Raw genomic sequence first — 25,255 nt, 5'->3', positions numbered from 1 at the left:
AAATGTCTTCAAAAACGGAAGAGAAACTGGCAACTGGTGCACAGCTATTGTTAGAAGCGCTAGAAAAGGAAGGAGTAGAAGTAATTTTCGGTTATCCGGGTGGTGCTGTTTTACCTCTATATGATGCACTTTATGATTGTGAGATTCCGCATATTTTAACGAGGCATGAACAAGGTGCGATTCACGCTGCTGAAGGATATGCAAGAATTACAGGAAATCCAGGAGTTGTAATTGCAACAAGTGGACCGGGCGCTACAAATGTTATTACGGGTCTAGCTGACGCGATGATTGATTCATTGCCACTTGTTGTATTTACAGGACAAGTAGCAACAACGTTAATCGGAAGTGATGCTTTCCAAGAAGCGGATATTATGGGGCTTACGATGCCGGTGACAAAACATAATTATCAAGTGCGAAAAGCATCGGATTTACCTCGAATTATTAAAGAAGCATTTCATATCGCTAGAACAGGAAGACCGGGGCCAGTCGTAATTGACCTTCCGAAAGATATGGTAGTAGAGCAAGGCGAGCGATGTAGCGACGTACAAATGGATTTACCAGGCTACCAGCCTAATTACGAACCGAATCTACTACAAATAAACAAATTATTACAAGCGATTGAGACTTCAAAAAGGCCGTTAATTTTAGCTGGAGCAGGTGTATTGCATGCGAAAGCATCGAAAGAATTAACAAATTTTGCCCGTAAATATCATATTCCAGTTGTTCATACATTACTTGGTCTTGGTGGGTTTCCGCCAGATGATGAACTATTTCTAGGGATGGGAGGAATGCACGGTACATACACCGCAAACATGGCGTTATATGAATGTGACTTACTTATTAATATAGGTGCAAGATTTGATGATCGTCTTACTGGGAATTTAGCTTATTTTGCTAAAGAAGCGATTGTCGCGCATATAGATATTGATCCAGCGGAAATCGGGAAAAATGTTCCGACTGAAATTCCAATCGTTGCGAGTGCGAAGCGAGCATTAGAAGCTCTACTCAAATTTAAGGAAGGGGAAGTAAACCACAATGATTGGCTCACGCTATTAAATAGTAGAAAAGAAAAATACCCTTTTTCTTACAAAGAACATGCAGAACGTATTAAGCCTCAATATGCAATTGATATGCTATATGAAATTACGGAAGGGAAAGCGATTGTAACAACAGATGTTGGGCAACATCAAATGTGGGCAGCCCAATACTATCCGCTGAAAGATCCAGATAAATGGGTAACCTCGGGAGGATTAGGAACGATGGGCTTCGGGTTTCCGGCAGCAATTGGTGCACAAATCGCAAAGCCTGAAGAATTAGTTATTGCAATCGTCGGTGATGCTGGATTTCAAATGACGCTACAAGAACTTAGTGTATTAAAAGAGCATTCTTTACCAGTTAAAGTTTTTATTTTAAATAATGAAGCTTTAGGGATGGTAAGACAATGGCAAGATGAATTTTATAATGGGCGATATTCGCACTCTTTACTTTCGTGTCAACCAGATTTCGTTGCGCTTGCCAATGCTTATGGCATAAAAGGTGTTCGTATTGAAGACCCACTTCTTGCAAAGCAACAATTAGAGGAAGCAATAGAATTAAGAGAGCCTGTTGTAATTGATTGCCGCGTACTTCAATCCGAAAAGGTAATGCCGATGGTTGCCCCAGGAAAAGGCGTTCATCAAATGGAGGGAGTGGAAAAAAGGTGAAGAGAATTGTTACAGCGACAGTTCGAAATCAAAGCGGTGTGTTAAATCGAATTACAGGTGTTATGACACGAAGACATTTTAATATTGAAAGTATTTCGGTAGGCCATACGGAATCATCGGATATTTCGAGAATGACGATTGTTGTACACGTTGAAAATGAACAGCAAGTTGAGCAGTTAATTAAACAACTTCATAAGCAAATCGATGTACTGAAAGTATCAGATATTACAGAAGAAGCGATGATTGCTAGGGAACTTGCACTTATTAAAGTAGCAACTTCTGTCGCAAGAGCAGAATTATATAGTTTAATTGAACCATTTCGAGCCACTGTAATAGATGTTGGGAAGGATTCCATAGTGGTGCAAGTAACAGGTACTCAGGAGAAAGTAGAAGCGTTAATTGAATTACTTCGTCCATACGGTTTGAAAGAAATTGCAAGAACAGGTGTAACGGCTTTTACGCGCAGTATGAAAAAGCAAGATAAACAAGTTATGTTAATTCAATAATCATTTAAATATAGGGGGAAAAGAAAATGGCGAAAGTTTATTATGAAAAAGATGTAACGGTAAATGTATTAAAGGAAAAGAAAGTAGCAATCATCGGATACGGATCACAAGGTCATGCGCACGCGCAAAACTTACGTGATAACGGATTTGATGTAGTAGTTGGACTGAGAAAAGGAAAGTCATGGGATAAGGCGAAAGAAGATGGATTTTCTGTATATACAGTAGCGGAAGCAGCAGAAAAAGCGGATGTAGTAATGGTTCTACTACCTGATGAATTACAGCCAGAAGTATATGAAGCCGAAATTGCATCAAATTTACAGGCTGGAAATTCCCTCGTATTCGCACATGGCTTTAATGTTCACTTTGATCAAGTAAAACCGCCAGCTAATGTAGATGTATTTCTAGTAGCACCGAAAGGTCCGGGACATCTAGTACGTCGTACGTTTGTTGAAGGGGGAGCTGTTCCTGCATTATTTGCAGTATATCAAGATGCAACAGGAGTTGCGACTGAAAAGGCACTTTCTTATGCAGATGGAATTGGGGCAACGAGAGCAGGTGTATTAGAAACAACGTTTAAAGAAGAAACAGAAACAGATCTATTTGGAGAGCAAGCTGTACTTTGCGGCGGAGTGACTGCGCTTGTAAAAGCAGGGTTTGAAACGCTAGTTGATGCAGGATATCAACCTGAACTTGCATATTTTGAATGTTTACATGAACTAAAACTAATTGTTGACCTTATGTATGAAGGCGGACTTGAAAATATGAGGTATTCAGTTTCAGATACAGCGCAGTGGGGTGACTTCGTATCGGGACCACGTGTCGTGACAGAGCATACGAAGAAAGCGATGGGGGAAGTGTTAGCAGAAATTCAAGATGGTACATTTGCAAGAGGGTGGATTGCCGAGCATAAAGCAGGAAGACCTCATTTCCAGGCGACAAATGAGAAAGAAAACGAACATCAAATCGAAGTAGTTGGGCGTAAATTACGTGAGATGATGCCATTTGTACAGCCGCGAGTAAAGGTAGGGATTAAATAATATGAAGCAAATTTTGTTCATGGATACGACGCTTCGTGATGGCGAACAATCACCTGGAGTTAATTTAAATGAACAAGAGAAATTGCAAATTGCAAGGCAACTAGAGAAGCTTGGAATTAATGTAATGGAAGCTGGATTTGCAGCGGCTTCTGAAGGGGATTTTCAATCGGTAAAGCGTATCGCAAATACAATTCAAAATGCTACGGTTATGAGTTTAGCTAGAGCGAAGGAAAGCGATATTCGAAGAGCATATGAAGCAGTGAAAGGTGCTGTATCTCCTCGTTTACACGTATTTTTAGCTACAAGTGACATTCATATGAAATATAAGCTTTGTATGTCAAAAGCAGATGTATTAGATGGTATTCATCGCTCGGTTATGCTCGGGAAATCATTATTTCCGACAGTACAATTTTCAGCAGAAGATGCGACAAGAACATCGAGGCACTTTCTAGCTGAAGCAGTAGAAGTTGCGATTAGAGCAGGAGCGAATGTAATCAATATTCCTGATACAGTTGGATATACGAATCCAGAAGAATATTATTCTCTCTTTAAATATTTACAAGAATCCGTTCCTTCTTATGAGAAAGCAATTTTCTCTTGTCATTGTCACGATGATCTTGGGATGGCAGTAGCGAATTCATTAGCTGCGGTTGAAGGCGGAGCGTTACAAGTAGAAGGAACCATTAATGGAATTGGAGAAAGAGCGGGGAATGCAGCTCTAGAAGAAGTCGCGGTCGCTCTCCATATTAGAAAAGATTTCTATGAAGCAGAGTCCTCTATGACGTTAAAAGAGATTAAAGCGACAAGTACATTAGTAAGTCGTTTAACAGGTATGGTTGTACCAAAAAATAAAGCGATTGTTGGAGCAAATGCATTCGCCCATGAGTCAGGTATTCATCAAGATGGTGTTTTAAAAGAAGTGACGACATATGAAATTATTGAACCGGCGCTTATAGGTGAATCTCAAAATCTATTTGTACTTGGAAAACATTCTGGACGTCACGCATTTACGGAAAAAATGAAAGAACTAGGCTATGAATTTACAAACGAAGAACGAGATGCGGTGTTTGAAGCATTTAAAAAATTAGCTGATCGAAAAAAGGAAATTACAGAAGAAGATTTGCGTGCGCTTATGCTTGGTGAAGCAGCATTTTCGGCGCAACAATATAGCATTACGCAATTGCAAGTACATTTCGTATCAAATAGTACCCAGTGCGCAACAGTTGTACTGAAAGATGAGGAAGGAAATATATACGAAGATGCAGCAACTGGTTCTGGAAGTATTGAAGCGATCTATAATGCAATTCAAAGAATTTTAGGGTTAGAATGTGAATTAGCGGATTATCGCATACAATCTATTACGCAAGGTCAAGATGCACTTGCACATGTTCATGTTGAATTAAAAGAAGGAACTCATCAAGTATCAGGTTTTGGTGTTGCGCAAGACGTATTAGAAGCATCGGCGAGAGCGTATGTCCATGCGGCTGGAAAATTGAAATCTTTTATAACTGTTGTGAAATAAGTGTTTGATAGGTGAGGAATTCTTTCCCCACCTATCAAAATAAAGTTCTGAAAATTCTGTCAAAGGGGTGCTCAAATTGGAAAAACGTATCGTTTGTTTAGCGGGTGATGGTGTTGGTCCAGAAATTATGGAAAGCGTGAAAGAAGTATTGTATATGGTAGAGAGGTTATACGGTCATCGTTTTTATTTACAGGATGAGCACTTTGGCGGAGATGCCATTGATTTAACTGGGCAACCATTACCACAACGAACACTTGCCGCTTGTTTAGCGAGTGATGCGGTTTTACTTGGGGCAGTTGGTGGACCGCGATGGGATAGTGCGAAAGAAAGGCCGGAGAAAGGACTATTAGCTTTAAGGAAAGGACTTGGTGTATTTGCAAATGTTCGCCCTGTAACAGTAGAAAGCTCAACTTCGCATTTATCACCATTAAAAAACGCTGATGAAATTGACTTCGTTGTCGTTCGTGAATTAACAGGTGGTATTTATTTTTCTTATCCGAAAGAGCGCACGGAAGAAGTAGCAACAGATACACTTACGTATCATCGCCATGAAATTGAACGTATCGTTTCTTATGCTTTTCAATTAGCGAGTAAGAGAGAGAAAAAAGTAACGTCTATTGATAAGGCGAATGTTTTAGAATCTAGTAAATTATGGAGAACTGTTACGGAAGAAGTAGCTCTTCGTTATCCTCATGTTGAATTAGAGCACATTTTAGTAGATGCAGCTGCTATGGAGTTAATTCGGAACCCGAGGAGATTTGATGTTATCGTAACAGAAAACTTGTTTGGTGATATTTTAAGTGATGAAGCGTCTGTATTAGCAGGATCGCTAGGAATGCTTCCATCAGCGAGTCATGCGGAAAACGGACCGTCTTTATATGAACCTATTCACGGATCAGCACCAGATATTGCTGGAAAAAATAAAGCAAATCCAATTGCAATGATGCGTTCGGTTGCAATGATGCTTGGACAGTCGTTTGGATTAACAAGAGAAGGAAATGCGATTGAAGAGGCCATTTCTGCAGTTCTTCAAACTGGAAAATGTACAGCGGATATTGGCGGAGATGAGACGACAACTTCATTTACGAAGGCGGTTATTCAAGAAATGGAAGAGCAGGCGCTAGTAGGGAGAGGACGATAATGGGAAAAAGATTACTAGATAAGCTTTGGGAAAGACATGTAGTTGCAACAAATGAAAATGGATTGGATTTATTATATATCGATCTTCATCTCGTTCACGAAGTAACTTCACCGCAAGCCTTTGAAGGCTTGCGGCTTGCAAATCGAACTGTTCGGAGACCGGAATTAACGTTTGCAACGATGGATCATAATATTCCAACGAAAGATGTTTGGAATATTACCGATCGCATTGCGAAGCAGCAATTGGATACACTTCGTGACAATTGTAAACAATTTCAGGTGCGATTAGCTGATATTGGTGATGAAGAGCAAGGAATCGTTCATGTTATCGGACCGGAGCTTGGACTCACACAGCCAGGGAAAACGATTGTTTGTGGTGATAGCCATACAGCAACCCACGGTGCTTTCGGTGCTTTAGCGTTTGGTATTGGTACGAGTGAAGTAGAGCATGTATTAGCAACGCAAACGTTGTGGCAACGAAAACCGAAAGCGATGGGGATTGAATTAAAAGGAAAGTTACCGAAAGGCGTTTATGCAAAGGATATTATTTTGCATCTTCTCTCAAAGTACGGTGTAGCGGTTGGAACAGGGTATGTAATGGAATTCTATGGAGAGACGATCCATGATATGGATATGGAAGAGCGAATGACACTTTGCAATATGGCAATTGAAGGGGGAGCGAAAGCAGGCATTATCGCACCGGATGAAAAAACATTTTCTTATGTAAAAGGGCGTAAGTATGCACCAAAAGACTATGAATCTTTTAAGAAAAAATGGTCGGAGCTTTATACAGATTCAGATGCGATTTATGATTTACATATTTCAATAGATGTTACGGATTTAGCGCCGTACGTCACTTGGGGAACAAATCCAAGTATGGGTGTTCGTATTGATGAAAAATTACCAGAAAAGCAGGATGGAAATGATGAAAGAGCATTTTCTTATATGGGATTGAGCCCTGGACAAAGTACTTTTGAAATTCCTGTTAAGCATGTCTTTATTGGTTCTTGTACAAATTCACGTTTATCTGATTTAGAAATTGCCGCAGCTGTTGTAAAAGGGAGAAAAGTAAAAGAAGGTGTGCGAGCACTCGTTGTGCCTGGGTCTAAAAGGATAAGGGAAGCGGCGATGCAAAAAGGATTACATCACATATTTGAAGAAGCTGGATTTGAATGGAGAGAGCCTGGATGTTCAATGTGTCTTGGGATGAATCCAGATCAAGTACCTGAAGGAGAACATTGTGCTTCTACTTCAAATCGTAACTTTGAAGGAAGACAAGGAAAGGGAGCGAGAACACATTTAGTAAGCCCAGCTATGGCAGCAGCGGCTGCATTATATGGGCATTTTGTTGATATTAGAAAGGAGAGTTATGATGGAGCCATTTCGTATTCATAAAGGTACGGTCGCTGTACTTATGAATGATAATATTGATACAGATCAAATTATTCCGAAGCAATACTTAAAGAGAATTGAAAGGACGGGATTTGGCAAGTATTTATTTGATGAGTGGCGTTACGATAATGAGCGTCATGAAAATCCTAATTTCCCCCTTAATGATCTAGACAGAAAAGGAGCAAGTATATTAATTACAGGTGATAATTTTGGATGTGGTTCCTCAAGAGAACATGCTCCTTGGGCGCTTGCTGATTACGGTTTCCGCGTTATTATCGCTGGAGGATTTGCAGATATTTTTTATATGAATTGTATGAAGAATGGTATGTTACCGATTGTAATGGATAAAGAGATGCGTGAACAACTTGCCAAAACGAATGCGAGAGATCAAATAGAAGTTGATTTAGAGAATGAAGTAATTACAACGAATACGCACAGGCTTCATTTTACAATCGAGAAAATGTGGAAAGAAAAATTATTAAATGGTCTAGATGAAATTGCCATTACGATGCAATATGAACAAGAAATTGGAGAGTATGAAAGAAAAGTAGCTTCATATTAAGAAATAACGGAATATTAAAAATGTATTTACATTCAGAATTATCCGTTATATAATATGTAAAAATCAGAGGAGAAAGGGAGTAAGTATTATGAATACAATGCAATCTATTAAAATGCTTACACAACTACATCATCATACATGAAACCCTTGAACCTAACGTGAAAACGTGTAGGTACAAGGGTTATTCCCGTTGTACCTACACTCTACTAAAGAGCCTTGTAGGTATTTTGTCTACAAGGCTCTTTTTATTTTCGGTTTGGGTGAATGGAATGGAATGGGCATATATTAAAGAGGGAAGGGTGTGTGAATTCAGATGACAAAGTGGAAGCGGGCAAATCCGAATGGAACGAGAGATTACTTATTCGAAGAATGTACGTTAATTGAAGAAGTGGAACAAAAATTAAGACGTACATTTTTAGAGAGAGGTTATGAAGAAATAAGGACACCTACAATTGAGTTTTACGATGTTTTTGCATTTCAAAACAGGCCGATAGATGAAGAAAAGATGTATAAGTTTTTTGATGAAAAAGGACGGATTATCGTTTTACGCCCAGATATGACAATTCCTTTAGCAAGAGTAATTGGAACACAGAGAGGGGATATTCCTCTTAAAGTAACGTATAGCGGGAATGTATTTCGGGCGAATGAGTCTCTTACTGGGAAATATAATGAAATAGTGCAAAGTGGTATTGAAATTATCGGAATTGATAATGTAAGGGCTGAAATTGAATGTGTGATAAGCGTAATTCAAGCACTTCAAAAATTGAAGGTGCAATCTTTCACAATTGAGATTGGGCAAGTGCAGTTATATAAATGTATTGTAAAAAAGCTCTCCATTAATGATGAAGAAGAAAAGTCACTTAGGACGTATATTGAAAGTAAAAATTATGCCGCACTCTCACGTTTTATTGGAGAAAAGAAATTAAATCGGTGTGATGAAACAGTAAGATTACTTGAGAAATTACCAAGATTATTTGGGAATTTAGAAGTCATTGAGGAAGCGGAAAAACTTGCTTCAAGTAATGAAATGAAAAAGGCAATTGCAAGGGTGAAAGAAATGTATGAAACAATTGAAAAGTTAGGATATGGCTCTTACATATCAATTGATTTAGGTATGATTCAACATTTGGATTATTATACGGGTGTTATTTTCAAAGGGTATATATATGAAATTGGAGAAGAAATCATTAGTGGCGGAAGATACGATGAGTTAATTAGCAATTTTGGAGAAATGATGCCAGCGGTTGGACTCGCGGTGCAAGTAAATCAAATTGTTAAGGCACTTCAAGAGCAGCAAGAACCATATAAACGAAAGCAAATAGATATTATGATTCATTATGAGTTAAATAGTTTAGCAGAAGCAGAAAGATTACGAAATTTACTTCAAAAGGACGGGAAGAAAGTGGAGTTATCTCTATTCTCTAATTTAAACGACAGTTTTCAATTTGCAAAAAAGAATAAAATAATGACGGTCGTTGAGACGAAGAGTGAGTCATTGGTGGAATATGTATGGAGAGAGAAATGGATCATCCAGAAAGAAGGGGAGGCTTCATGCGTAACATTCAAATTGCGTTAACGAAAGGTAGATTAGAAAAGCATGTTATTCCACTGTTTGAGAAAATTGGAATTGATTGTTCAGAGCTCAAAGATAAAGGAAGGAAACTGGTGTTTAAAAGTAAAAACACAAATATTTCATTTATTTTAGTGAAAGCGGTAGATGTTGCTACTTATGTGGAACATGGCGTAGCTGATATTGGAGTCGTTGGAAAAGATATTTTAATGGAATGTGAGAAAGATATATATGAGATGGTGGATTTAGGAGTAGGTGTCTGTAAATTTTGTGTCGCTTCTATTCCTACGTATAATCCGAAGAGTTACCGAAAGAAACGAATTGCTACGAAATATCCGCACATTACTTCCACTTATTTTCATGATAAAGGGGAGGATGTAGAAATTATTAAAATAGAAGGATCCGTAGAGATTGCTCCGCTTCTGGGATTGGCAGATGCGATTGTTGATATAGTTGAAACAGGAAAAACATTACAAGAAAACGGATTAATTGTATTTGAAGAAATGTGCTCTATATCAGCTCGGATGATTGTGAATAAGGCTGCGTTGAAAACTAAAAAAGACGAAATATTCAGCATTATAAATAAGATGGAGCAAGAAATTTTGTCAGGGAAATAGGGGGACTTGAAATGGAGATAGTGTATGAAGATTTCCGAGAGGCGTTATCGAAAATAAAATTGCTACGAGAAAGCGCTAATATAATAGAAGAAACTGTTCAAAGAAGTGTAAGAGAAATTGTTCAAAACGTAAGGGAGAGTAAAGATGAGGGTGTATCGTTCTATACAAAAAAGTTTGATGGTGTAGAGATAAAAGATTTTCGTGTAAGTGAGCAAGAAATAAAACAAGCAAGTAAGTTTGTAGAACATTCTTTTTTAGAAGCGTTAAAAGAAGCGAAGAAAAACATTGTCTCGTATCACGAAAAGCAAAAAAGACAATCTATGTTCGATTGTGAAAGTGAAGGGGTAATTAGAGGGCAGCTCATTCGGCCGTTAGAAAATGTAGGTGTGTATGTGCCAGGTGGAACAGCTTCGTATCCTTCATCAGTATTAATGAATGTATTGCCAGCAAAACTCGCGGGTGTGAAAAAAATTGTAATGGTAACACCGCCGAGACAAGGAGGAATTGATCCGCATATATTAGCTGCTGCAAGCCTTGCAGGTGTAGATGAAATTTATATGGCCGGTGGTGCTCAAGCAATTGCTGCTCTAGCATACGGAACGGAATCGATTCCTAAAGTAGATAAAATAGTTGGGCCAGGGAATTTGTATGTCGCTCTAGCGAAGCGAGAAGTATACGGGATAGTAAATATAGATATGATTGCTGGACCGTCAGAAATTGTAGTTATAGCAGATGAAACAGGAAATGCCAATTATATTGCTGCGGATTTATTATCACAAGCAGAACATGACGAAAGGGCGACAGCTATTTGTATTACAACGAATATACAGCTTGCTAAAGAAGTAGAAAGAGAAATAGAAAGACAGTTAGAGACGTTGCCAAGAAGTGAAATCGCTCGTGAATCAATAAAAAGAAATGGAGCAATTTTTATTGTTCCTTCTTTAGAAGAGGCGTTTCAATTATCAAATGAAATTGCTCCAGAACATTTAGAGTTACATATAAAAGAGCCAATGAATGCTCTAGCTTATGTAAAGCATGCAGGATCAATTTTTCTTGGCCCATATGCACCTGAACCGCTCGGGGATTATTTGGCAGGACCGAATCACGTATTACCGACAAGTGGAACGGCAAGGTTCTTCTCTCCGTTATCTGTCGATGATTTTGTGAAAAAATCAAGCTTTATTTCTTATACGGAAGAAGCGTTAAAAAGTGTACAACATCATATTGTAGAACTCGCAAATAAAGAAGGCTTACATGCACACGCGAGAGCGATTCAAATTAGGTTTAAGGAGGAAGAATAATGCGCCAATCTAGTCAAGTACGTGAGACGACGGAAACGAAAATTAAATTAAGTTTGCAACTTGATGAAAGTACGAATGTTTCTGTGCAAACGGGAGTTGGATTTTTTGATCATATGCTAACTTTATTTGCAAGGCACGGAAGATTTGGTTTGCAAGTTGAAGCTGAAGGTGATGTATTCGTTGATGCTCATCATACGATTGAAGATGTTGGAATTGTACTCGGAACTTGCTTGAAAGAAGCATTGCAAAATAAAGAGGGAATTAACAGGTACGGATCGGCATATGTGCCAATGGATGAGTCTTTAGGATTTGTCGCAATTGACATAAGCGGGCGCTCATATATTGTGTTTCAAGGTGAATTAACAAATCCGAAGCTTGGAGATTTTGACACAGAACTAACGGAAGAATTTTTTAGAGCAGTTGCTCATGCTGCAAATATTACATTACATGCTCGCATACTATATGGAAGCAATACACATCACAAAATTGAAGCTTTATTTAAAGCATTCGGTCGAGCGCTTAGAGAGGCAGTCGATAAAAATGACAAGATTACTGGCGTAAATTCAACGAAAGGAATGTTGTAATTGATTGCAATTATAGATTATGGAATGGGAAATATTCGTAGTGTGGAACAGGCATTAAAATATATTGGAGCAGAGTATATCGTAACGGATGATATAGAAGAAATATTGAGAAGTGATGGAGTTATTTTACCAGGAGTAGGTGCATTTCCGAAAGCGATGGACGTTTTAGAAAAAAAAGATTTAGTATGTGTGCTAAAAGAAGTTGGAAATTCAGGGAAACCGCTTCTGGGCATTTGTTTAGGAATGCAGCTTTTATTTGAAAAAAGTGAGGAACTACAAAACTGTAACGGATTAAATTTATTGCCAGGTGTCATCCGAAAGTTAAAAGTTCCTTATAAAATTCCACATATGGGGTGGAATGAATTAAAAAAAGAAGGAGAAATATCGCTTTGGAATGGAGTAGAGGACGGTTCTTTCGTATATTATGTTCACTCTTATTATGCAGATTGTCCAAATGAGATTGTGTATGGCGCAAGTGAGTATGGAGTGAAAGTACCTGGTTTTGTAGCAAAAGGAAATATATTCGGTGCACAGTTTCATCCTGAAAAAAGTGGTGAAATTGGGATGCAAATGTTGAAAAACTTTAAAGGAGTGGTAGAAGCATGGAAATCTTCCCAGCTATCGATTTAAAAGAAGGACGATGCGTCAGGCTGTATCAAGGAGAATTTAGTAAAGAAACGGTGATGAATGAAGATCCGGTTGCGCAAGCGATTGTATTTGAAAAACTTGGAGCGAAAATATTGCACATCGTTGATTTAGATGGAGCAATTGCTGGGGAAACAGTAAATTTGCCTGTTATTGAAAAAATATGCAGGGCAGTGCGTATTCCGGTGCAAGTTGGGGGGGGAGTTCGGTCACTTGCGGTGGTGGAGAAGCTATTATCGGTAGGTGTAGAAAAAGTGATTTTAGGGACTGCTGCACTGTATGATCAATCATTTTTAGAAGAAGCGGTTCGTCTATATAAAGAGAAAATTATTGTTGGAATTGATGCGAAAAATGGTTTCGTAGCAACGAGGGGTTGGTTAGATTTGTCTGAAATTTCTTACATTGATTTAGCGAAGCAAATGGCAAGCTTAGGTGTTCAAACGATTGTGTTTACAGACATATCGAAAGACGGGACACTTGCAGGACCAAATTTTGAACAATTAGAGTTACTGCAAAAAAGTGTGGGCATTCGTGTAATTGCATCTGGAGGTGTAGCATCTATTCAAGATGTGAAAAGATTAAATGATATGAATATATATGGCGTCATCATTGGGAAGGCACTTTACGAGAAAACGATTGATTTAGAAGAAGTGTTAGAGGTTACAAAGTTATGTTAGCGAAACGAATTATTCCATGTCTAGATGTAAAAGAAGGTCGAGTAGTAAAGGGAGTGAATTTTATAGGATTACAAGACGTCGGTGATCCTGTTGAAATAGCAGCTTTATATAATGATGCGGGGGCAGATGAAATCGTATTTTTAGATATTACTGCGACGCATGAAGGGCGAAAAACGATTATAGATGTTGTAGAAAAAACTGCTTCAAAAGTATTTATTCCTCTTACAGTTGGCGGGGGGATTGCAAATGTTCAAGATATGTATAATCTCCTAAGAGCTGGAGCGGATAAAGTTTCAATTAACTCAGCTGCAGTGCGAAATCCAAAGTTAATCCAGGCAGGTGCAGAACATTTTGGATCGCAATGTATTGTCGTAGCAATCGATGCTAGAAAAGTAGCGGAAGATAAATGGAATGTATACGTAAATGGCGGAAGAATTGATACGGGAATGGATGCAATAGAATGGGCGAAGCGTGTCGTTAAGCTCGGAGCAGGAGAAATTTTGCTGACGAGTATGGATGCAGATGGAACGAAAAATGGATATGACCTTCGATTAACAGAAGCAATTTCAAACAGCGTTTCCGTCCCAGTAATCGCATCAGGGGGATGTGGTCATGCGGCTCACATTTTAGAAGTATTTCAAAAAACAACAGTTGATGCAGCATTAGCGGCATCAATCTTCCATTATGGTGAAGCGACTGTACAGGATGTAAAGAAAAAATTAAGAGAAGCAAACGTTGAGGTGCGGTTATGAAACCTAACTTTTCAAAAGGTTTAATACCGGTAGTTGTTATCGAGGAAGATACGAACGAAGTTTTAATGCTAGCTTATATGAATGAAGAAGCGTATGAAAAGACGCTAGAAACGAAAAGAACATGGTTTTATTCCCGTTCGAGACAATCGTTATGGAATAAAGGAGGAACATCGGGAAATGTCCAATATGTTCAATCCCTTTATTTAGATTGTGATCAAGATTCAATTGTTGTTGTTGTAAAGCAAGTAGGACCAGCTTGTCATACAGGAGAGAAAACGTGTTTTCACTACAAAATTATATAGGGGGATACATATGGAAGATATCTTTAAGTTATTATTTGAAACAATTGAAGAACGAAAGAAAAATCCACTTCCTGAATCATATACTAATTATTTATTTTCGAAAGGAGAAGATAAAATTTTAAAGAAAATTGGTGAGGAATGTGCCGAAGTAATCATTGCTTCTAAAAATAATGATAAAGAAGAACTAATAAAAGAAATGGTTGATGTGTTTTATCACTGTTTTGTTCTATTAGCTGAAAAAAATATTTCATTAGAAGATGTCATGCAAGAAGTGACAGAAAGAAATGGAAAGCTTTCAAGAGTAGGGGACCGAAGAGAAATAGATACATTATAAGGGGGAATATGGATGAAAGTGGACTATCACCTTCATTTAGAAGAAGGGCCGTATTCAATAGGTTGGCTTGCTAAAATAAATGAAGCACTACAATATTATGAACCGCTTAAAGAAGAAAAGCATTCAATAGGCTGGCTTGTGAAAACACAAGAACGCCTGCAAAGACGTGTGAAGGAAGGTCCATTTACAACGAAATGGATTGACTTATATTTAGAAGAAGCTTTGCGAAAAGGTATAAAAGAAATTGGGATTGTCGATCACTTATACCGTTTTCATGAAGCGAAAGGATATTATGAAAAGTATGTAGATATTAGTGATTCTAAGCTTGGTCGTTTACAAAAAGAATGGTTAGATCAAGTAAGAGTAACGTCTATTTATGATTTTACAAAGGCGATTGAAGAGGCAAAAGAGCGATGGAGAGAACGAGGGATAACGCTCAAACTTGGAATTGAAGCAGATTATTTTATCGGTGGTGAACAAGAGTTAAAAGGCTTACTAGCATTAGCAGATTGGGATTATGTAATCGGCTCGGTCCATTTTATAGATGGATGGGGATTTGATAATCCAGATACGAAAGAGTATTTTGATACGCATGAGTTACATACTTTATATCATACGTTTTTCGCTACAGTTGAAAGTGCCGTTCGTTCCGAGCTTTTTGATATTATAGCTCACCTCGATAACATAAAAGTATTTAATTATCGATTGGATGAGAATGAACAGCTTTCTTATTATAAGGACATTGCTCGTGCGTTAGTGGAAACAAATACAGCAACAGAAATAAATGCGGGATTGTACTATCGCTATCCTGTGCGTGAAATGTGTCCAAGTCCGCTTTATTTACAAGTATTAGCTAAGCATGGAGTTCCAATTACTCTATCCTCAGATGCCCATTATCCGAATGATTTAGGAAAGTATGTGGAAGAGAATATAAAGACATTACGCAATCATGATATTTCTCACATAGCTACATTTACGAAACGAGTAAGAACGATGAGATTGCTTGAAGAAGAAGTAACAATTTCGAAATGAACCATGATTTTTTGATGAAAACCACCCTTTTGGTTCAAAATAAGAAAGAATGAAAAGGAGGGTGAAAAATGGCGAAACAACAAAATAAACAAAATGCTCAAGTGGCAGAACAAGCTTATACTTCTGAAATGAATAATACAGCTAACTCTGTTATTGAGGAACAAATTAGCGATACAGTTGCAGAAGGAACAATCGATGCGAAGCTTGGGAAAGAATCGCAAGAAAAAGCGTAAGAAGAGAGGAGAGATGGATCTCCTCTTTTCTTATGGGAAAAAGTGTCGATTTTCAAAACTATAATCAAATTCCTTGGTTTTTATATACGGATTTCTTACAATGAAATATAAGAGATATCACATTTTGTATAGAAGAGGTGTTAGTAGTGGCGAAAATATTAGTAGCAGGAAATATTCCAGAAATCGGATTAGGGTTATTAAAAAATCATGATGTAGAAATGTATAATAAAGAAGAATTAATTAGTGTAGAAGAGTTAGCAGAACGTGTAAAAGATAAAGATGCACTTTTAAGCTTACTTTCTACGAAGGTAACGAAAGAGGTTATTGATGCAGCACCAAATTTGAAAATTATTGCGAACTATGGCGCGGGTTACGATAATATTGATTACACATATGCTGGAGAAAAGGGTATTGCTGTTACAAATACACCGAAAATATCTACAGAGGCAACAGCGGAATTAACGTTTGCAATTCTGTTAGCTGCAGCAAGACGAATTCCTGAAGGAGATACGTTATGTCGTACAACTGGATTTAATGGCTGGGCACCACTATTTTTCTTAGGCCGAGAAGTATATGGTAAAACAATTGGAATTATTGGTCTTGGAGAAATTGGGAAAGCGGTAGCAAAACGTGCGAAAGCATTTGGAATGAATGTTTTATATACGGGGCCAAATCGTAAGCCTGAAGCTGAGAATGAACTGGAAGCGACATATGTAACGTTAGAAGAGTTATTACAAACAGCAGATTTTATTACAATTAACTGTGCGTATGATCCAAAGCTGCATCATATGATTGATGAAGAGCAATTTAAAATGATGAAGAAAACAGCGTATATCGTAAATGCTGCACGTGGTCCAATTATGAATGAATCTGCACTTGCGTATGCATTAAAAACGAATGAAATTGAGGGTGCAGCTCTTGATGTGTTTGAATTTGAACCGAAGATTACAGAAGAGCTAAAAGGATTGAAGAATGTTGTACTCACACCTCATGTAGGAAATGCAACATTTGAAACGCGTGATGCGATGGCTGAAATGGCAGTTAGAAATATTTTAGCTGTATTAAAAGGTGAAGAACCTGTAACACCTGTAAATCAAAAAGTTTTAGTTGAAAAATAAAAAGAAACCTTCCGAATTCGGAAGGTTTTTCTTATTTTTCTTTATTTGCTTTTTTAGATGGTCTTTGTCTAATAAATTGAGATAGCATATACAAAATATATAGTGGAATGGCAATGAATAAGAAAACAGAAAAATTACCAAAACCTGTTTGGTACATTGTGATAATGATTCCGACTAAAAATAGTGTAATAATTATGCTATATCGTGGAATTGGTACATCTTTTAAACTTGGGATACGAATGCGGCTCACCATTAAAAATGCGAACGTTACAAATACTGTAATAAGAACGATTTTTGGAATGGTATGTGAAAATAATGTTAAGAAGGCGACAAGCCCTCCTGCTGCAGTAATCGGAACTCCAGTGAAATATTTCATAGAAGTAGAAGATGGTGTTACATTAAATCGTGCTAAGCGATATGCTCCGAACAGAGGGAATAATCCCGCTATGTATAGTCCAATGATTCCGTAGTTGGAAAAAGACGTGTAATACATTAAAACAGCAGGTGCTGCACCAAATGTTACAACATCCGCGAGTGAATCAAGCTCTTTTCCCATTTGTGAATCAACGCGTAATAAACGAGCAACACGACCATCAAGACTATCTAACATCATCCCGATAAGTACTAAAATAGCAGCTGATTTATAATATCCTAAAGATGCATAGCCGATTGATAAAAATCCGCTATATAAATTTCCGAGCGTAAATAAGTTTGGAATAGCTGCTCTATACAAAATCTGATCCCTTGCTTTCTGTTATAAATTCTTAATTAGTGTATGAAAGTTTACTTATTTTATCATACCATAAATTTCTTCCCCGTACGAAAGAAATTCCCAATTTGTGAAAGATTTGAAGCGTAAGAAAAAAAGAAGCAACTTTTCATAAAGTTGCTTCTCACCTTATTCGAATTTCGTTGTCATCGTTCCAGTTTTATATCGATTGTTAGGATCAAATCGTAATAAATCTCCATAAATCAGTTTGTCGGAGAATTTTAATTCTGTTTTGGCTTTTTCGATATATGGCTGGCATAGTGCTATGTCAGCCTCTTCACCTGAGCTTCTTTTGTAGCACATATTTTTTGTATAAACATAATCTTCTGTTACAAAGCTACCATCGCGCATTACCATAAGTGGATCCTTTTCTTTTATAAATAAGTCAGTTCCAAATTCAATTGATTGATTTGTTTTAATACCAAGTAAATGAAGAAGCGTTGGTTTAATATCAATTTGTCCTGATACTTTAGAAATGACTTTTCCTTCTTGACCAGGTACATGAATGATGAGAGGGACGCGTTGTAATTGCATAGAATCAAACGGTGTAATAGCATCTTTCCCAAGGAACTGAGCCATAGCTGCATTATGGTTTTCAGAAATACCATAATGATCACCATAAATGACAATAACGGAATTATCGTATAACCCTTCTTCTTTCAATTGATTAATGAATAATTTAAGAGCTTCATCCGTGTAGCGGACCGTTGGGAAATAGCGGTTTAGAACACCGCTTTCCGAATTAAACTCATCAACATATTTATCTTCTGGACTTAGAATAAATGGAAAATGATTTGTTAAAGTAATAAATTTTGTATAGAACGGTTGCGGTAAAGATTTTAACTTTGGAATAGATTGTTCAAAGAACTCTTTATCTTTTAATCCCCAACCGACAGACATTTGTTCAGTGCCTACGTAATCATTTAAATTAAAATAACGATCATATCCAAGTGCAGGATACATTACATCACGATTCCAAAATGTTTTATCGTTTGAATGGAAAACCGCAGAATAATAACCGTATTTTTTTAATTGCTCTGGTGTCGCGGTATATTCATTGTTAGCATGAGTAAAGAATACAGAACCACGGTCTAATGGATAAAGGGAGTTTTCCACGATAAATTCAGCATCAGAAGTTTTACCTTGTCCCGTTTGATGATAGAAGTTATCGAAGTAAAAACTATCTTTTATAAACTGATTTAAAAATGGAGTAATCTCTTTCCCATTTATTTTTTTATTAATAACAAAACTTTGTGTAGATTCCATTGAAATTAAAATTACATTTTTACCTTTTGCAGCTCCGAATAAGTTTTTATCAACTTGCTTATCCTTTGCGTCTACATAGTTTTTAATTTCTGAAAATCCATCTCCGCTTGCAAATACACGTTCAGCCGAAGATTTGGATTGAAGTGTAATATCAAATAGATGATATGTGTATAAACCTAAATTTTTCACGACAGTTTGACGATCAAATGAGCGTGAGAACATTTGTGGTTTATAAATAACTGAAACAACAATTTGCAGTGCTAATAGCGCTGTTACACCACTAAAGAAAGTTCGCTTTTCAGAACGAGAAAGTGGCGTTGTATCACAAAATGATGGGAATTTACGTGAAATAAACATTAAAATAATTGCATCTGCAAATAAAAGTAATGTTTTGTACGTAAAGAGCTCTTTAATGCTCGTTCCTAAGTCAGCCATATTATTTGTTTGGAATAAAACAGGGAATGTAACAAAATCGTTATAGAACCCGTAAAACATTGCATTTCCAAATAAAATAAATGACAGTATAAAACTAATACCAATAATAATTCGATTTCGGTACTTAGATGCAAGTAAAGCTAAACCGAAAAATAAAAGTAATGAAGCTAGTGGATTAATAAAAAGCATAAATTCTTCAAAGAAGTTATCAATTTTAATATCAAATGCTAGCTTGTACACAATATATGTTTTAATCCATAATAAAACGACTGCAACGAGTGCAAATCGTAATTTTGGAAACAGATGTTGTAGCATAATATACTCCTCTCCTGAAAGCATGACAGTTCTTGTGAAGTTAATTGAAGTTATCCTCACTTTATATATACGAACAGTCCTTTATTATTATGATTATTATACTATGAGTATCATTATACGAAAATAAAAGAGGATTGTGGGCTTTTTTTGCAACAATTGAGTAGAAAAAGGGAAGTGGGAGACAATAAAATGGAATTTCTATGTATGATTATTATCATTTGCTAAACATAGAAAGTATTGCGTAATGATGCGGAGGTTATAATGCGAAATTTATTATACGTTATAGTATGCAGTAGTTTTATGTTTTTTGCTTCACCGAATGTATCAGTAGCACAATATGATGCGCCGCTCATGGAAGATGCGCTTTATTCTGTTTTATTTCCAAAAATAAATAGAGCGATTGAAAAACAGTATGGGGGCTTGAAACCATATGAGTGTCCGAGAATTATTAGCTTAAAAAAAATGTATAGTGGTACATATTTATTTCAAGCAGTTATCGAAGTAACGAAATATGAACGAGTTGGTGGGAAAATTGCTCCGCCATTTGAAAAAGTAACAATTACGTTTAATAATGAGGAAGGCGAATGGGAAGTAACAAAGGTTGTAGTAAAACGTTTACCAAATGACACCAAATTAAACTGTAAAAAAACAATTTGAAAAATTGTTTGACAAATAAAATGTTCCTTTGGTATTGTTAATAGCAACATTAGATGTTTGAAAATTAAATAGACTTACCTCATCTACTCTCAAAGGTAGAGGCCGCGATAGGAAAGAGTAAACTATGGGAGATTTAGTGGAATCTGTGATCATAGGTTGAAAGGGACTATTGCCGAAATATAAGAATGACCACGTTATTCATATATTGGGACTGCATTGAATAAATGTAGTACTGTCATAAGATTTATTTTATGGAGAGCTATTTGGAGATGTTGATGCGGTTTCTTATTTGAGAAGATAACAACTCGTTTATTTTTTCAATATATATTTTTCCTAATAAGAAACGCGTGTGAACATTGTTCCGCGCGTTTTTTGTCTATCTAAAAGCGTGCTGCAATGAATAGAAGATTGGGGTTATGAGTTTTAGAGGAAATAAGGGAGGAATTCAAATGTATTTACACGGCACAAGCCGAATCAATGGGCAAGGACACTTAGAAATTGGAGGGTGCGATACGACGCAGCTAGCAAAACAATACGGAACACCACTTTATGTATACGATGAAGAGTTTATTAGAGAGAAATGTCGTGCGTTTCATCGTGCTTTTAAAGGAAGTGGTTTCTCTTATCAAGTAGCATATGCAAGCAAGGCGTTCTTGTGCATGGAGATGTGCCGAGTAGCTCGTGAAGAGAATATGTCTTTAGATGTTGTTTCTGGAGGGGAATTATATACTGCGCTCCAAGCGGGTTTTCCGGCATCTCGTATTCATTTTCATGGAAATAATAAAACAGAAGAAGAAATTATTATGGCTCTTCAGGCAAATATCGGTTGTTTTGTAGTAGATAATTTCTTAGAATTAGAAATCTTACATGACTTAGCAATTCAACATGGGAAATTTGTGAACATATTAATCCGTGTAACGCCTGGAGTAGAGGCGCATACACACGAATATATAACAACAGGGCAAGATGATTCGAAATTTGGATTTGGTGTTTCAAATGGTCAAGCGATGCAGGCAATTGAGCTTGCCTTGCAAAAATCAAATTATAATGTATTAGGAATTCACTCGCACATTGGATCACAAATATTTGAAACGGCTGGTTTTGTTCGAGCAATTGAAGTACTACGTCAATTTTTAGAAGAAGTGAGAGAGCGAACAAACTATGTAGTGAAAGTATTGAATGTGGGCGGAGGTTTCGGTATACGTTATACGGAGTCTGATACACCGTTAACACTTGAAACGTATGTGCACGCTGTAACAAGTACGGTAAGAGAGCAGTTTACATTATGTGAATATCCGCTTCCGGAAATATGGATTGAACCAGGCCGTAGTATCGTAGGTGATGCCGGAACAACAATTTATACAGTCGGAGCGGTGAAAGAGATTCCTGATATTCGGAAATATGTTTCAGTCGATGGTGGGATGACGGATAATTTAAGACCGGCTCTATATGGAGCTCGTTATGAGGCGATGTTGGCGAATCGAGGGAATGATGAAAATGAGGAACTCGTTTCGATTGCCGGGAAATGCTGTGAAAGTGGAGATATGCTTATTTGGGATATTAATCTCCCGAAAGTTGTCTCTTCTGATTTACTAGCAATTTCTTGTACGGGTGCGTATGGCTACTCGATGGCTAATAATTATAATCGTATTCGTAGACCAGCTGTAGTCTTTGCAAAAGGCGGGACGTCACAAATTGTTGTAGAACGTGAAACATATGAAAATATTATTGGGAACGATCGCATACGTATCAAAGAGCTTGTTTAAATGTGAAAAAGGAGTTGTTCAGGGTGGGCAATTCCTTTTTAAAAAAATAAAAATAATTAAAATATATCGGAAAACTAGGATTGAAAAAAATCAGAATTGTGATAAAATACAAATACAAAGCTTATCAAGAGAAGCGGAGGGAACTGGCCCTACGAAGCTCGGCAACCTGCGTATAGAAGCAAGGTGCTAAATCCAGCAAAATGGAATCCATTTTGAAAGATAAGGTAAAATATATTACCGAACAGTCTTTTCGAAATGGGAAAGATTTTTTTTTATGAATAAAAAGGGGGCTGTTTGCGTGGGAGTACGGGAACATTTTGATGAAGTGTCCGAAAAAATTCAAACGATGCTTGCGGATATGAAATATGGTTCAATCACAATTGTTGTGCAAGATGGAAAAGTGATTCAATTGGAGAAAAGTGAAAAGGTCCGATTAAAGTAAAAAGCGCTGACTAGAAAAACTAGAGGCGGTTTTAATCTATTTTATTAGATTAAAACCGTCTTTTTGCTGTTACAGGGGGAAAAAACATGTTGACGTACGAAACGTGGGAAGAAAATAGTGTTTCATTTTCTGAAGGAGATGAAACGAAGGGTGCGTTATCGGTATTAAGCTGGGCTTATAGAGAGTATAAAGATGAAATTGTATATGCATGTAGCTTTGGGGTGGAGGGAATGGTTTTATTGCATCTTATAAACCAAGTAAATCCATCTGCTAAAGTTGTATTTTTAGATACAAATGTTCATTTTCAAGAAACGTACGAATTAATTAAAAAGGTACGCGAGAGATTTCCTTCATTAAATATTATAGAAAAACAGCCGGAGTTTACACTTGAAGAACAGGCGAAGCTTCATGGAGAAAAATTATGGAAAAGTAATCCGAATCTTTGTTGTAATATTAGAAAAATTTTACCGTTAGAAAAATCATTAGCAGCCGAAAAAGCGTGGATATCAGGCTTAAGAAGGGAACAATCAGAAACGCGTAAGTATACACAGTTTATAAATCAAGATCGTCGTTTTCAATCTATTAAAGTTTGTCCGCTCATTCATTGGACTTGGAAAGAAGTTTGGCGATATGTATACAAACATAGTTTGCCGTATAACCCGCTGCATGATGTTGGCTATCCGAGTATTGGGTGTGAGAAATGTACATTGCCTGTAGGAGATGGTGGCGACTCAAGAGATGGAAGATGGGTAGGGAAAATGAAGACAGAATGCGGACTTCATTTTCAATAAGATAGATTTTGAAATAAAGCTAAGAGGGGATATAAAAAGATGAGTACAACAAATGAATTAGTAAATCGTATTGATGAAACATATGACATATCAAACATTGTAAAAGAAATCGAGCTAGACAAAATTGCACTTAGTGATTTAGAACTTTTGGCGACAGGAGGATATAGCCCTCTTACAGGATTTTTAGGGAAGAGAGATTATGACTCAGTTGTAGAAACGCTTCGTTTAGTAAACGGTAGTGTTTGGAGTATACCGATTGCATTACCAGTAACGGAAGAAGAAGCAGAAAGATTGAAAGTTGGAGAAGAAGTAAAGCTTGTTAAAGGTGGAACTGTATATGGTGTTATTCAAATAGAAGATATTTTTGTACCTGATAAAGAAAAAGAGGCGTTACTCGTATATAAAACGACGGATGAGGCTCATCCAGGGGTGAAAAAATTATATGATCGGCCGAACGTTTACGTTGGAGGCGCTATTATTTTAATACAACGCTCTGAAAATGATCAGTTTGCTTCTTATCATTTAGATCCAATCGAAACAAGAGCGGAATTTAAAAAGCGTGGATGGAAAACGGTAGTTGGGTTCCAAACACGCAATCCTGTACATCGTGCGCATGAATATATTCAAAAATCTGCACTTGAAATTGTCGATGGTCTCTTTTTAAACCCGCTCGTTGGTGAAACGAAATCAGATGATATTCCTGCTGATGTGAGGATGGAAAGTTATGAAGTATTACTACAGAATTACTATCCAAAAGATCGCGTTTTTTTAGGGGTATTTCCTGCAGCGATGCGATATGCAGGTCCACGTGAAGCAATATTTCATGCATTAGTACGAAAGAATTTTGGCTGTACTCACTTTATTGTCGGGCGTGATCATGCAGGAGTAGGAGATTATTACGGAACGTATGAAGCGCAGGACATCTTTAAGAATTTTACAGTAGAAGAGTTAGGGATTACGCCGTTATTTTTTGAACATAGTTTTTATTGCATCAAATGTGAAGCGATGGCTTCAACGAAAACATGTCCGCACGGAAAAGAAGACCACGTTATTTTATCAGGTACGAAAGTAAGAGAGATGTTAAGAAATGGTGAGATTCCGCCAAGTACATTTAGTCGTAAAGAAGTAGTGGAAGTGCTAATTAAAGGTTTGAAAAAAGAAGTAGTAACAGAATAGGGAGAGAACGAGATGGATACGAATATTACTTGGCATACAGCTTCGGTTTCAAAAGATGAGAGAAGAGTGAAGAATGGGCATCACAGTTTTGTAGTTTGGTTTACTGGTTTATCAGCTTCGGGTAAATCTACAGTAGCCAATGCGGTTGCTCGTAAACTATTTGAAAAGAATATTGGAAATTATGTGTTAGATGGGGATAACATTCGCCACGGTTTAAATAAGGATTTAGGATTTTCTGAAAGTGATCGTATGGAAAATATAAGACGCATTGGTGAAGTGGCGAAGCTATTTGTAGATCAAAGTACTGTTGTCCTTACAGCTTTCATTTCACCATTTCGAGTAGATCGAAAACAAGTTAGAGATCTATTAGCGGCAGATGAGTTTATTGAAGTCTTTGTCAAGTGTCCGATTGAAGAATGTGAGAAGCGTGATCCGAAAGGGCTTTATAAAAAAGCGAGACAAGGTGATATTAAACAGTTTACTGGTATTGATTCACCGTATGAGGAACCGGAACAAGCAGAATTAATTGTAGAAACGCACAAGTATTCTATTGAAGAATGTGCAGAACAAGTTGTGAAGTACTTACAAGAGCGTAGCTTTATATAGGGGGA

Annotated in this window: 27 protein-coding genes and 2 riboswitches; of the genes, 25 read left to right on the top strand and 2 right to left on the bottom strand. The window is 37.1% G+C overall.

Translation table 11 applies throughout. The features are described from left to right. The first annotated feature begins 2 nt into the window (after positions 1–2). The 19 genes from ilvB to ACTFQM_RS08330 all read left to right on the top strand — a co-directional run bounded on the left by ilvB (position 3) and on the right by ACTFQM_RS08330 (position 17,027). On the top strand, positions 3–1,703 hold the full coding sequence (gene ilvB, locus ACTFQM_RS08420) for an acetolactate synthase large subunit (protein WP_440034031.1): 1,701 nt from the start codon (positions 3–5) through the stop codon (positions 1,701–1,703). Beyond that, the gene (gene ilvN, locus ACTFQM_RS08415) at positions 1,700–2,209 is read left to right on the top strand and encodes an acetolactate synthase small subunit (RefSeq protein ID WP_000822949.1); all 510 of its coding nucleotides are present in this window, start codon (positions 1,700–1,702) and stop codon (positions 2,207–2,209) included. Before ilvB ends, ilvN begins: the two co-directional genes overlap by 4 nt. A 26-nt stretch (positions 2,210–2,235) precedes the next feature. After that, a complete protein-coding gene (ilvC, locus tag ACTFQM_RS08410; protein ID WP_025147312.1) occupies positions 2,236–3,246 on the top strand; it encodes a ketol-acid reductoisomerase in 1,011 nt (336 codons plus the stop codon). A 1-nt stretch (position 3,247) separates the two neighbouring features. Next, entirely contained in the window at positions 3,248–4,768 is a 1,521-nt protein-coding gene (leuA, locus tag ACTFQM_RS08405; RefSeq protein WP_440034030.1) for a 2-isopropylmalate synthase, read from the top strand. A 76-nt stretch (positions 4,769–4,844) separates the two neighbouring features. Further along, positions 4,845–5,909 (top strand): 3-isopropylmalate dehydrogenase, encoded by a 1,065-nt coding sequence (gene leuB / locus ACTFQM_RS08400; RefSeq protein ID WP_440034029.1) that lies wholly within the window; start codon positions 4,845–4,847, stop codon positions 5,907–5,909. Continuing rightward, positions 5,909–7,303: a 3-isopropylmalate dehydratase large subunit gene (gene leuC / locus ACTFQM_RS08395; RefSeq protein WP_098304319.1), complete on the top strand. Its 1,395-nt coding sequence runs from the start codon at positions 5,909–5,911 to the stop codon at positions 7,301–7,303. The genes leuB and leuC overlap by 1 nt, the downstream gene beginning before the upstream one ends. After that, the gene (leuD, locus tag ACTFQM_RS08390; RefSeq protein ID WP_002171056.1) at positions 7,281–7,862 is read left to right on the top strand and encodes a 3-isopropylmalate dehydratase small subunit; all 582 of its coding nucleotides are present in this window, start codon (positions 7,281–7,283) and stop codon (positions 7,860–7,862) included. The genes leuC and leuD overlap by 23 nt, the downstream gene beginning before the upstream one ends. Positions 7,863–8,175: 313 nt before the next feature. After that, on the top strand, positions 8,176–9,438 hold the full coding sequence (locus ACTFQM_RS08385; protein ID WP_002171057.1) for an ATP phosphoribosyltransferase regulatory subunit: 1,263 nt from the start codon (positions 8,176–8,178) through the stop codon (positions 9,436–9,438). Continuing rightward, positions 9,414–10,049 (top strand): ATP phosphoribosyltransferase, encoded by a 636-nt coding sequence (gene hisG / locus ACTFQM_RS08380; RefSeq protein WP_033719325.1) that lies wholly within the window; start codon positions 9,414–9,416, stop codon positions 10,047–10,049. Before ACTFQM_RS08385 ends, hisG begins: the two co-directional genes overlap by 25 nt. Positions 10,050–10,060: 11 nt before the next feature. Next, positions 10,061–11,350, top strand: coding sequence for a histidinol dehydrogenase (hisD, locus tag ACTFQM_RS08375; protein WP_098789153.1), 1,290 nt, complete (start codon positions 10,061–10,063; stop codon positions 11,348–11,350). Beyond that, positions 11,350–11,934 carry an imidazoleglycerol-phosphate dehydratase HisB gene (hisB, locus tag ACTFQM_RS08370; RefSeq protein WP_002171060.1) on the top strand — a complete coding sequence of 195 codons (585 nt, stop codon included), beginning with the start codon at positions 11,350–11,352 and terminating at the stop codon, positions 11,932–11,934. Before hisD ends, hisB begins: the two co-directional genes overlap by 1 nt. Then, positions 11,935–12,564: an imidazole glycerol phosphate synthase subunit HisH gene (gene hisH, locus ACTFQM_RS08365; protein ID WP_440034028.1), complete on the top strand. Its 630-nt coding sequence runs from the start codon at positions 11,935–11,937 to the stop codon at positions 12,562–12,564. Further along, positions 12,537–13,256 carry a 1-(5-phosphoribosyl)-5-[(5-phosphoribosylamino)methylideneamino]imidazole-4-carboxamide isomerase gene (gene hisA / locus ACTFQM_RS08360; protein WP_440034027.1) on the top strand — a complete coding sequence of 240 codons (720 nt, stop codon included), beginning with the start codon at positions 12,537–12,539 and terminating at the stop codon, positions 13,254–13,256. The genes hisH and hisA overlap by 28 nt, the downstream gene beginning before the upstream one ends. Then, positions 13,250–14,008 (top strand): imidazole glycerol phosphate synthase subunit HisF, encoded by a 759-nt coding sequence (gene hisF / locus ACTFQM_RS08355; protein WP_002171063.1) that lies wholly within the window; start codon positions 13,250–13,252, stop codon positions 14,006–14,008. Before hisA ends, hisF begins: the two co-directional genes overlap by 7 nt. After that, positions 14,005–14,310, top strand: coding sequence for a phosphoribosyl-AMP cyclohydrolase (gene hisI, locus ACTFQM_RS08350; protein ID WP_002171064.1), 306 nt, complete (start codon positions 14,005–14,007; stop codon positions 14,308–14,310). Before hisF ends, hisI begins: the two co-directional genes overlap by 4 nt. A 10-nt stretch (positions 14,311–14,320) precedes the next feature. Next, complete coding sequence (gene hisE / locus ACTFQM_RS08345; protein WP_002171065.1) at positions 14,321–14,644, top strand: phosphoribosyl-ATP diphosphatase; 324 nt, start codon at positions 14,321–14,323, stop codon at positions 14,642–14,644. A 12-nt stretch (positions 14,645–14,656) separates the two neighbouring features. Continuing rightward, complete coding sequence (locus tag ACTFQM_RS08340; protein ID WP_427287993.1) at positions 14,657–15,676, top strand: histidinol phosphate phosphatase domain-containing protein; 1,020 nt, start codon at positions 14,657–14,659, stop codon at positions 15,674–15,676. Positions 15,677–15,744: 68 nt separating this feature from the next. Beyond that, the gene (locus ACTFQM_RS08335; protein ID WP_400527222.1) at positions 15,745–15,909 is read left to right on the top strand and encodes a YozQ family protein; all 165 of its coding nucleotides are present in this window, start codon (positions 15,745–15,747) and stop codon (positions 15,907–15,909) included. Positions 15,910–16,055: 146 nt separating this feature from the next. Next, positions 16,056–17,027: a 2-hydroxyacid dehydrogenase family protein gene (locus ACTFQM_RS08330; RefSeq protein ID WP_440034026.1), complete on the top strand. Its 972-nt coding sequence runs from the start codon at positions 16,056–16,058 to the stop codon at positions 17,025–17,027. Positions 17,028–17,058: 31 nt separating this feature from the next. On the opposite strand, the gene pssA is transcribed toward ACTFQM_RS08330, so the two are convergent. Next, complete coding sequence (pssA, locus tag ACTFQM_RS08325; RefSeq protein ID WP_000285417.1) at positions 17,059–17,760, bottom strand: CDP-diacylglycerol--serine O-phosphatidyltransferase; 702 nt, start codon at positions 17,758–17,760, stop codon at positions 17,059–17,061. A 165-nt stretch (positions 17,761–17,925) separates the two neighbouring features. Continuing rightward, positions 17,926–19,812: an LTA synthase family protein gene (locus ACTFQM_RS08320; protein WP_098789157.1), complete on the bottom strand. Its 1,887-nt coding sequence runs from the start codon at positions 19,810–19,812 to the stop codon at positions 17,926–17,928. 261 nt (positions 19,813–20,073) lie between these two features. On the opposite strand from ACTFQM_RS08320, the gene ACTFQM_RS08315 reads away from it, so the two are divergent. The 6 genes from ACTFQM_RS08315 to cysC all read left to right on the top strand — a co-directional run bounded on the left by ACTFQM_RS08315 (position 20,074) and on the right by cysC (position 25,250). Continuing rightward, positions 20,074–20,469, top strand: coding sequence for a DUF3888 domain-containing protein (locus ACTFQM_RS08315; RefSeq protein ID WP_048370530.1), 396 nt, complete (start codon positions 20,074–20,076; stop codon positions 20,467–20,469). 88 nt (positions 20,470–20,557) lie between these two features. Then, positions 20,558–20,739, top strand: a riboswitch (Lysine riboswitch). A gap of 179 nt (positions 20,740–20,918) precedes the next feature. Next, positions 20,919–22,235, top strand: a complete 1,317-nt coding sequence (gene lysA, locus ACTFQM_RS08310) for a diaminopimelate decarboxylase (protein ID WP_440034025.1) — start codon at positions 20,919–20,921, stop codon at positions 22,233–22,235. Between the two features lie 118 nt (positions 22,236–22,353). Further along, a riboswitch (SAM riboswitch) is annotated at positions 22,354–22,461 on the top strand. 72 nt (positions 22,462–22,533) lie between these two features. Next, a complete protein-coding gene (locus ACTFQM_RS08305) occupies positions 22,534–22,677 on the top strand; it encodes a YezD family protein (protein WP_002171072.1) in 144 nt (47 codons plus the stop codon). A gap of 86 nt (positions 22,678–22,763) precedes the next feature. Next, positions 22,764–23,468 (top strand): phosphoadenylyl-sulfate reductase, encoded by a 705-nt coding sequence (locus tag ACTFQM_RS08300; RefSeq protein ID WP_440034024.1) that lies wholly within the window; start codon positions 22,764–22,766, stop codon positions 23,466–23,468. Positions 23,469–23,507: 39 nt separating this feature from the next. Further along, positions 23,508–24,644, top strand: coding sequence for a sulfate adenylyltransferase (gene sat, locus ACTFQM_RS08295; RefSeq protein ID WP_440034023.1), 1,137 nt, complete (start codon positions 23,508–23,510; stop codon positions 24,642–24,644). A 12-nt stretch (positions 24,645–24,656) separates the two neighbouring features. Next, positions 24,657–25,250: an adenylyl-sulfate kinase gene (gene cysC / locus ACTFQM_RS08290; protein ID WP_400487274.1), complete on the top strand. Its 594-nt coding sequence runs from the start codon at positions 24,657–24,659 to the stop codon at positions 25,248–25,250. Positions 25,251–25,255: the final 5 nt, after the last annotated feature.

This window comes from Bacillus cereus group sp. MYBK30-2, assembly GCF_051915945.1.
GTDB classification, from domain to species: Bacteria; Bacillota; Bacilli; order Bacillales; family Bacillaceae_G; genus Bacillus_A; species Bacillus_A paramycoides.
This window is presented reverse-complemented; position numbering and strand designations above follow the sequence as displayed.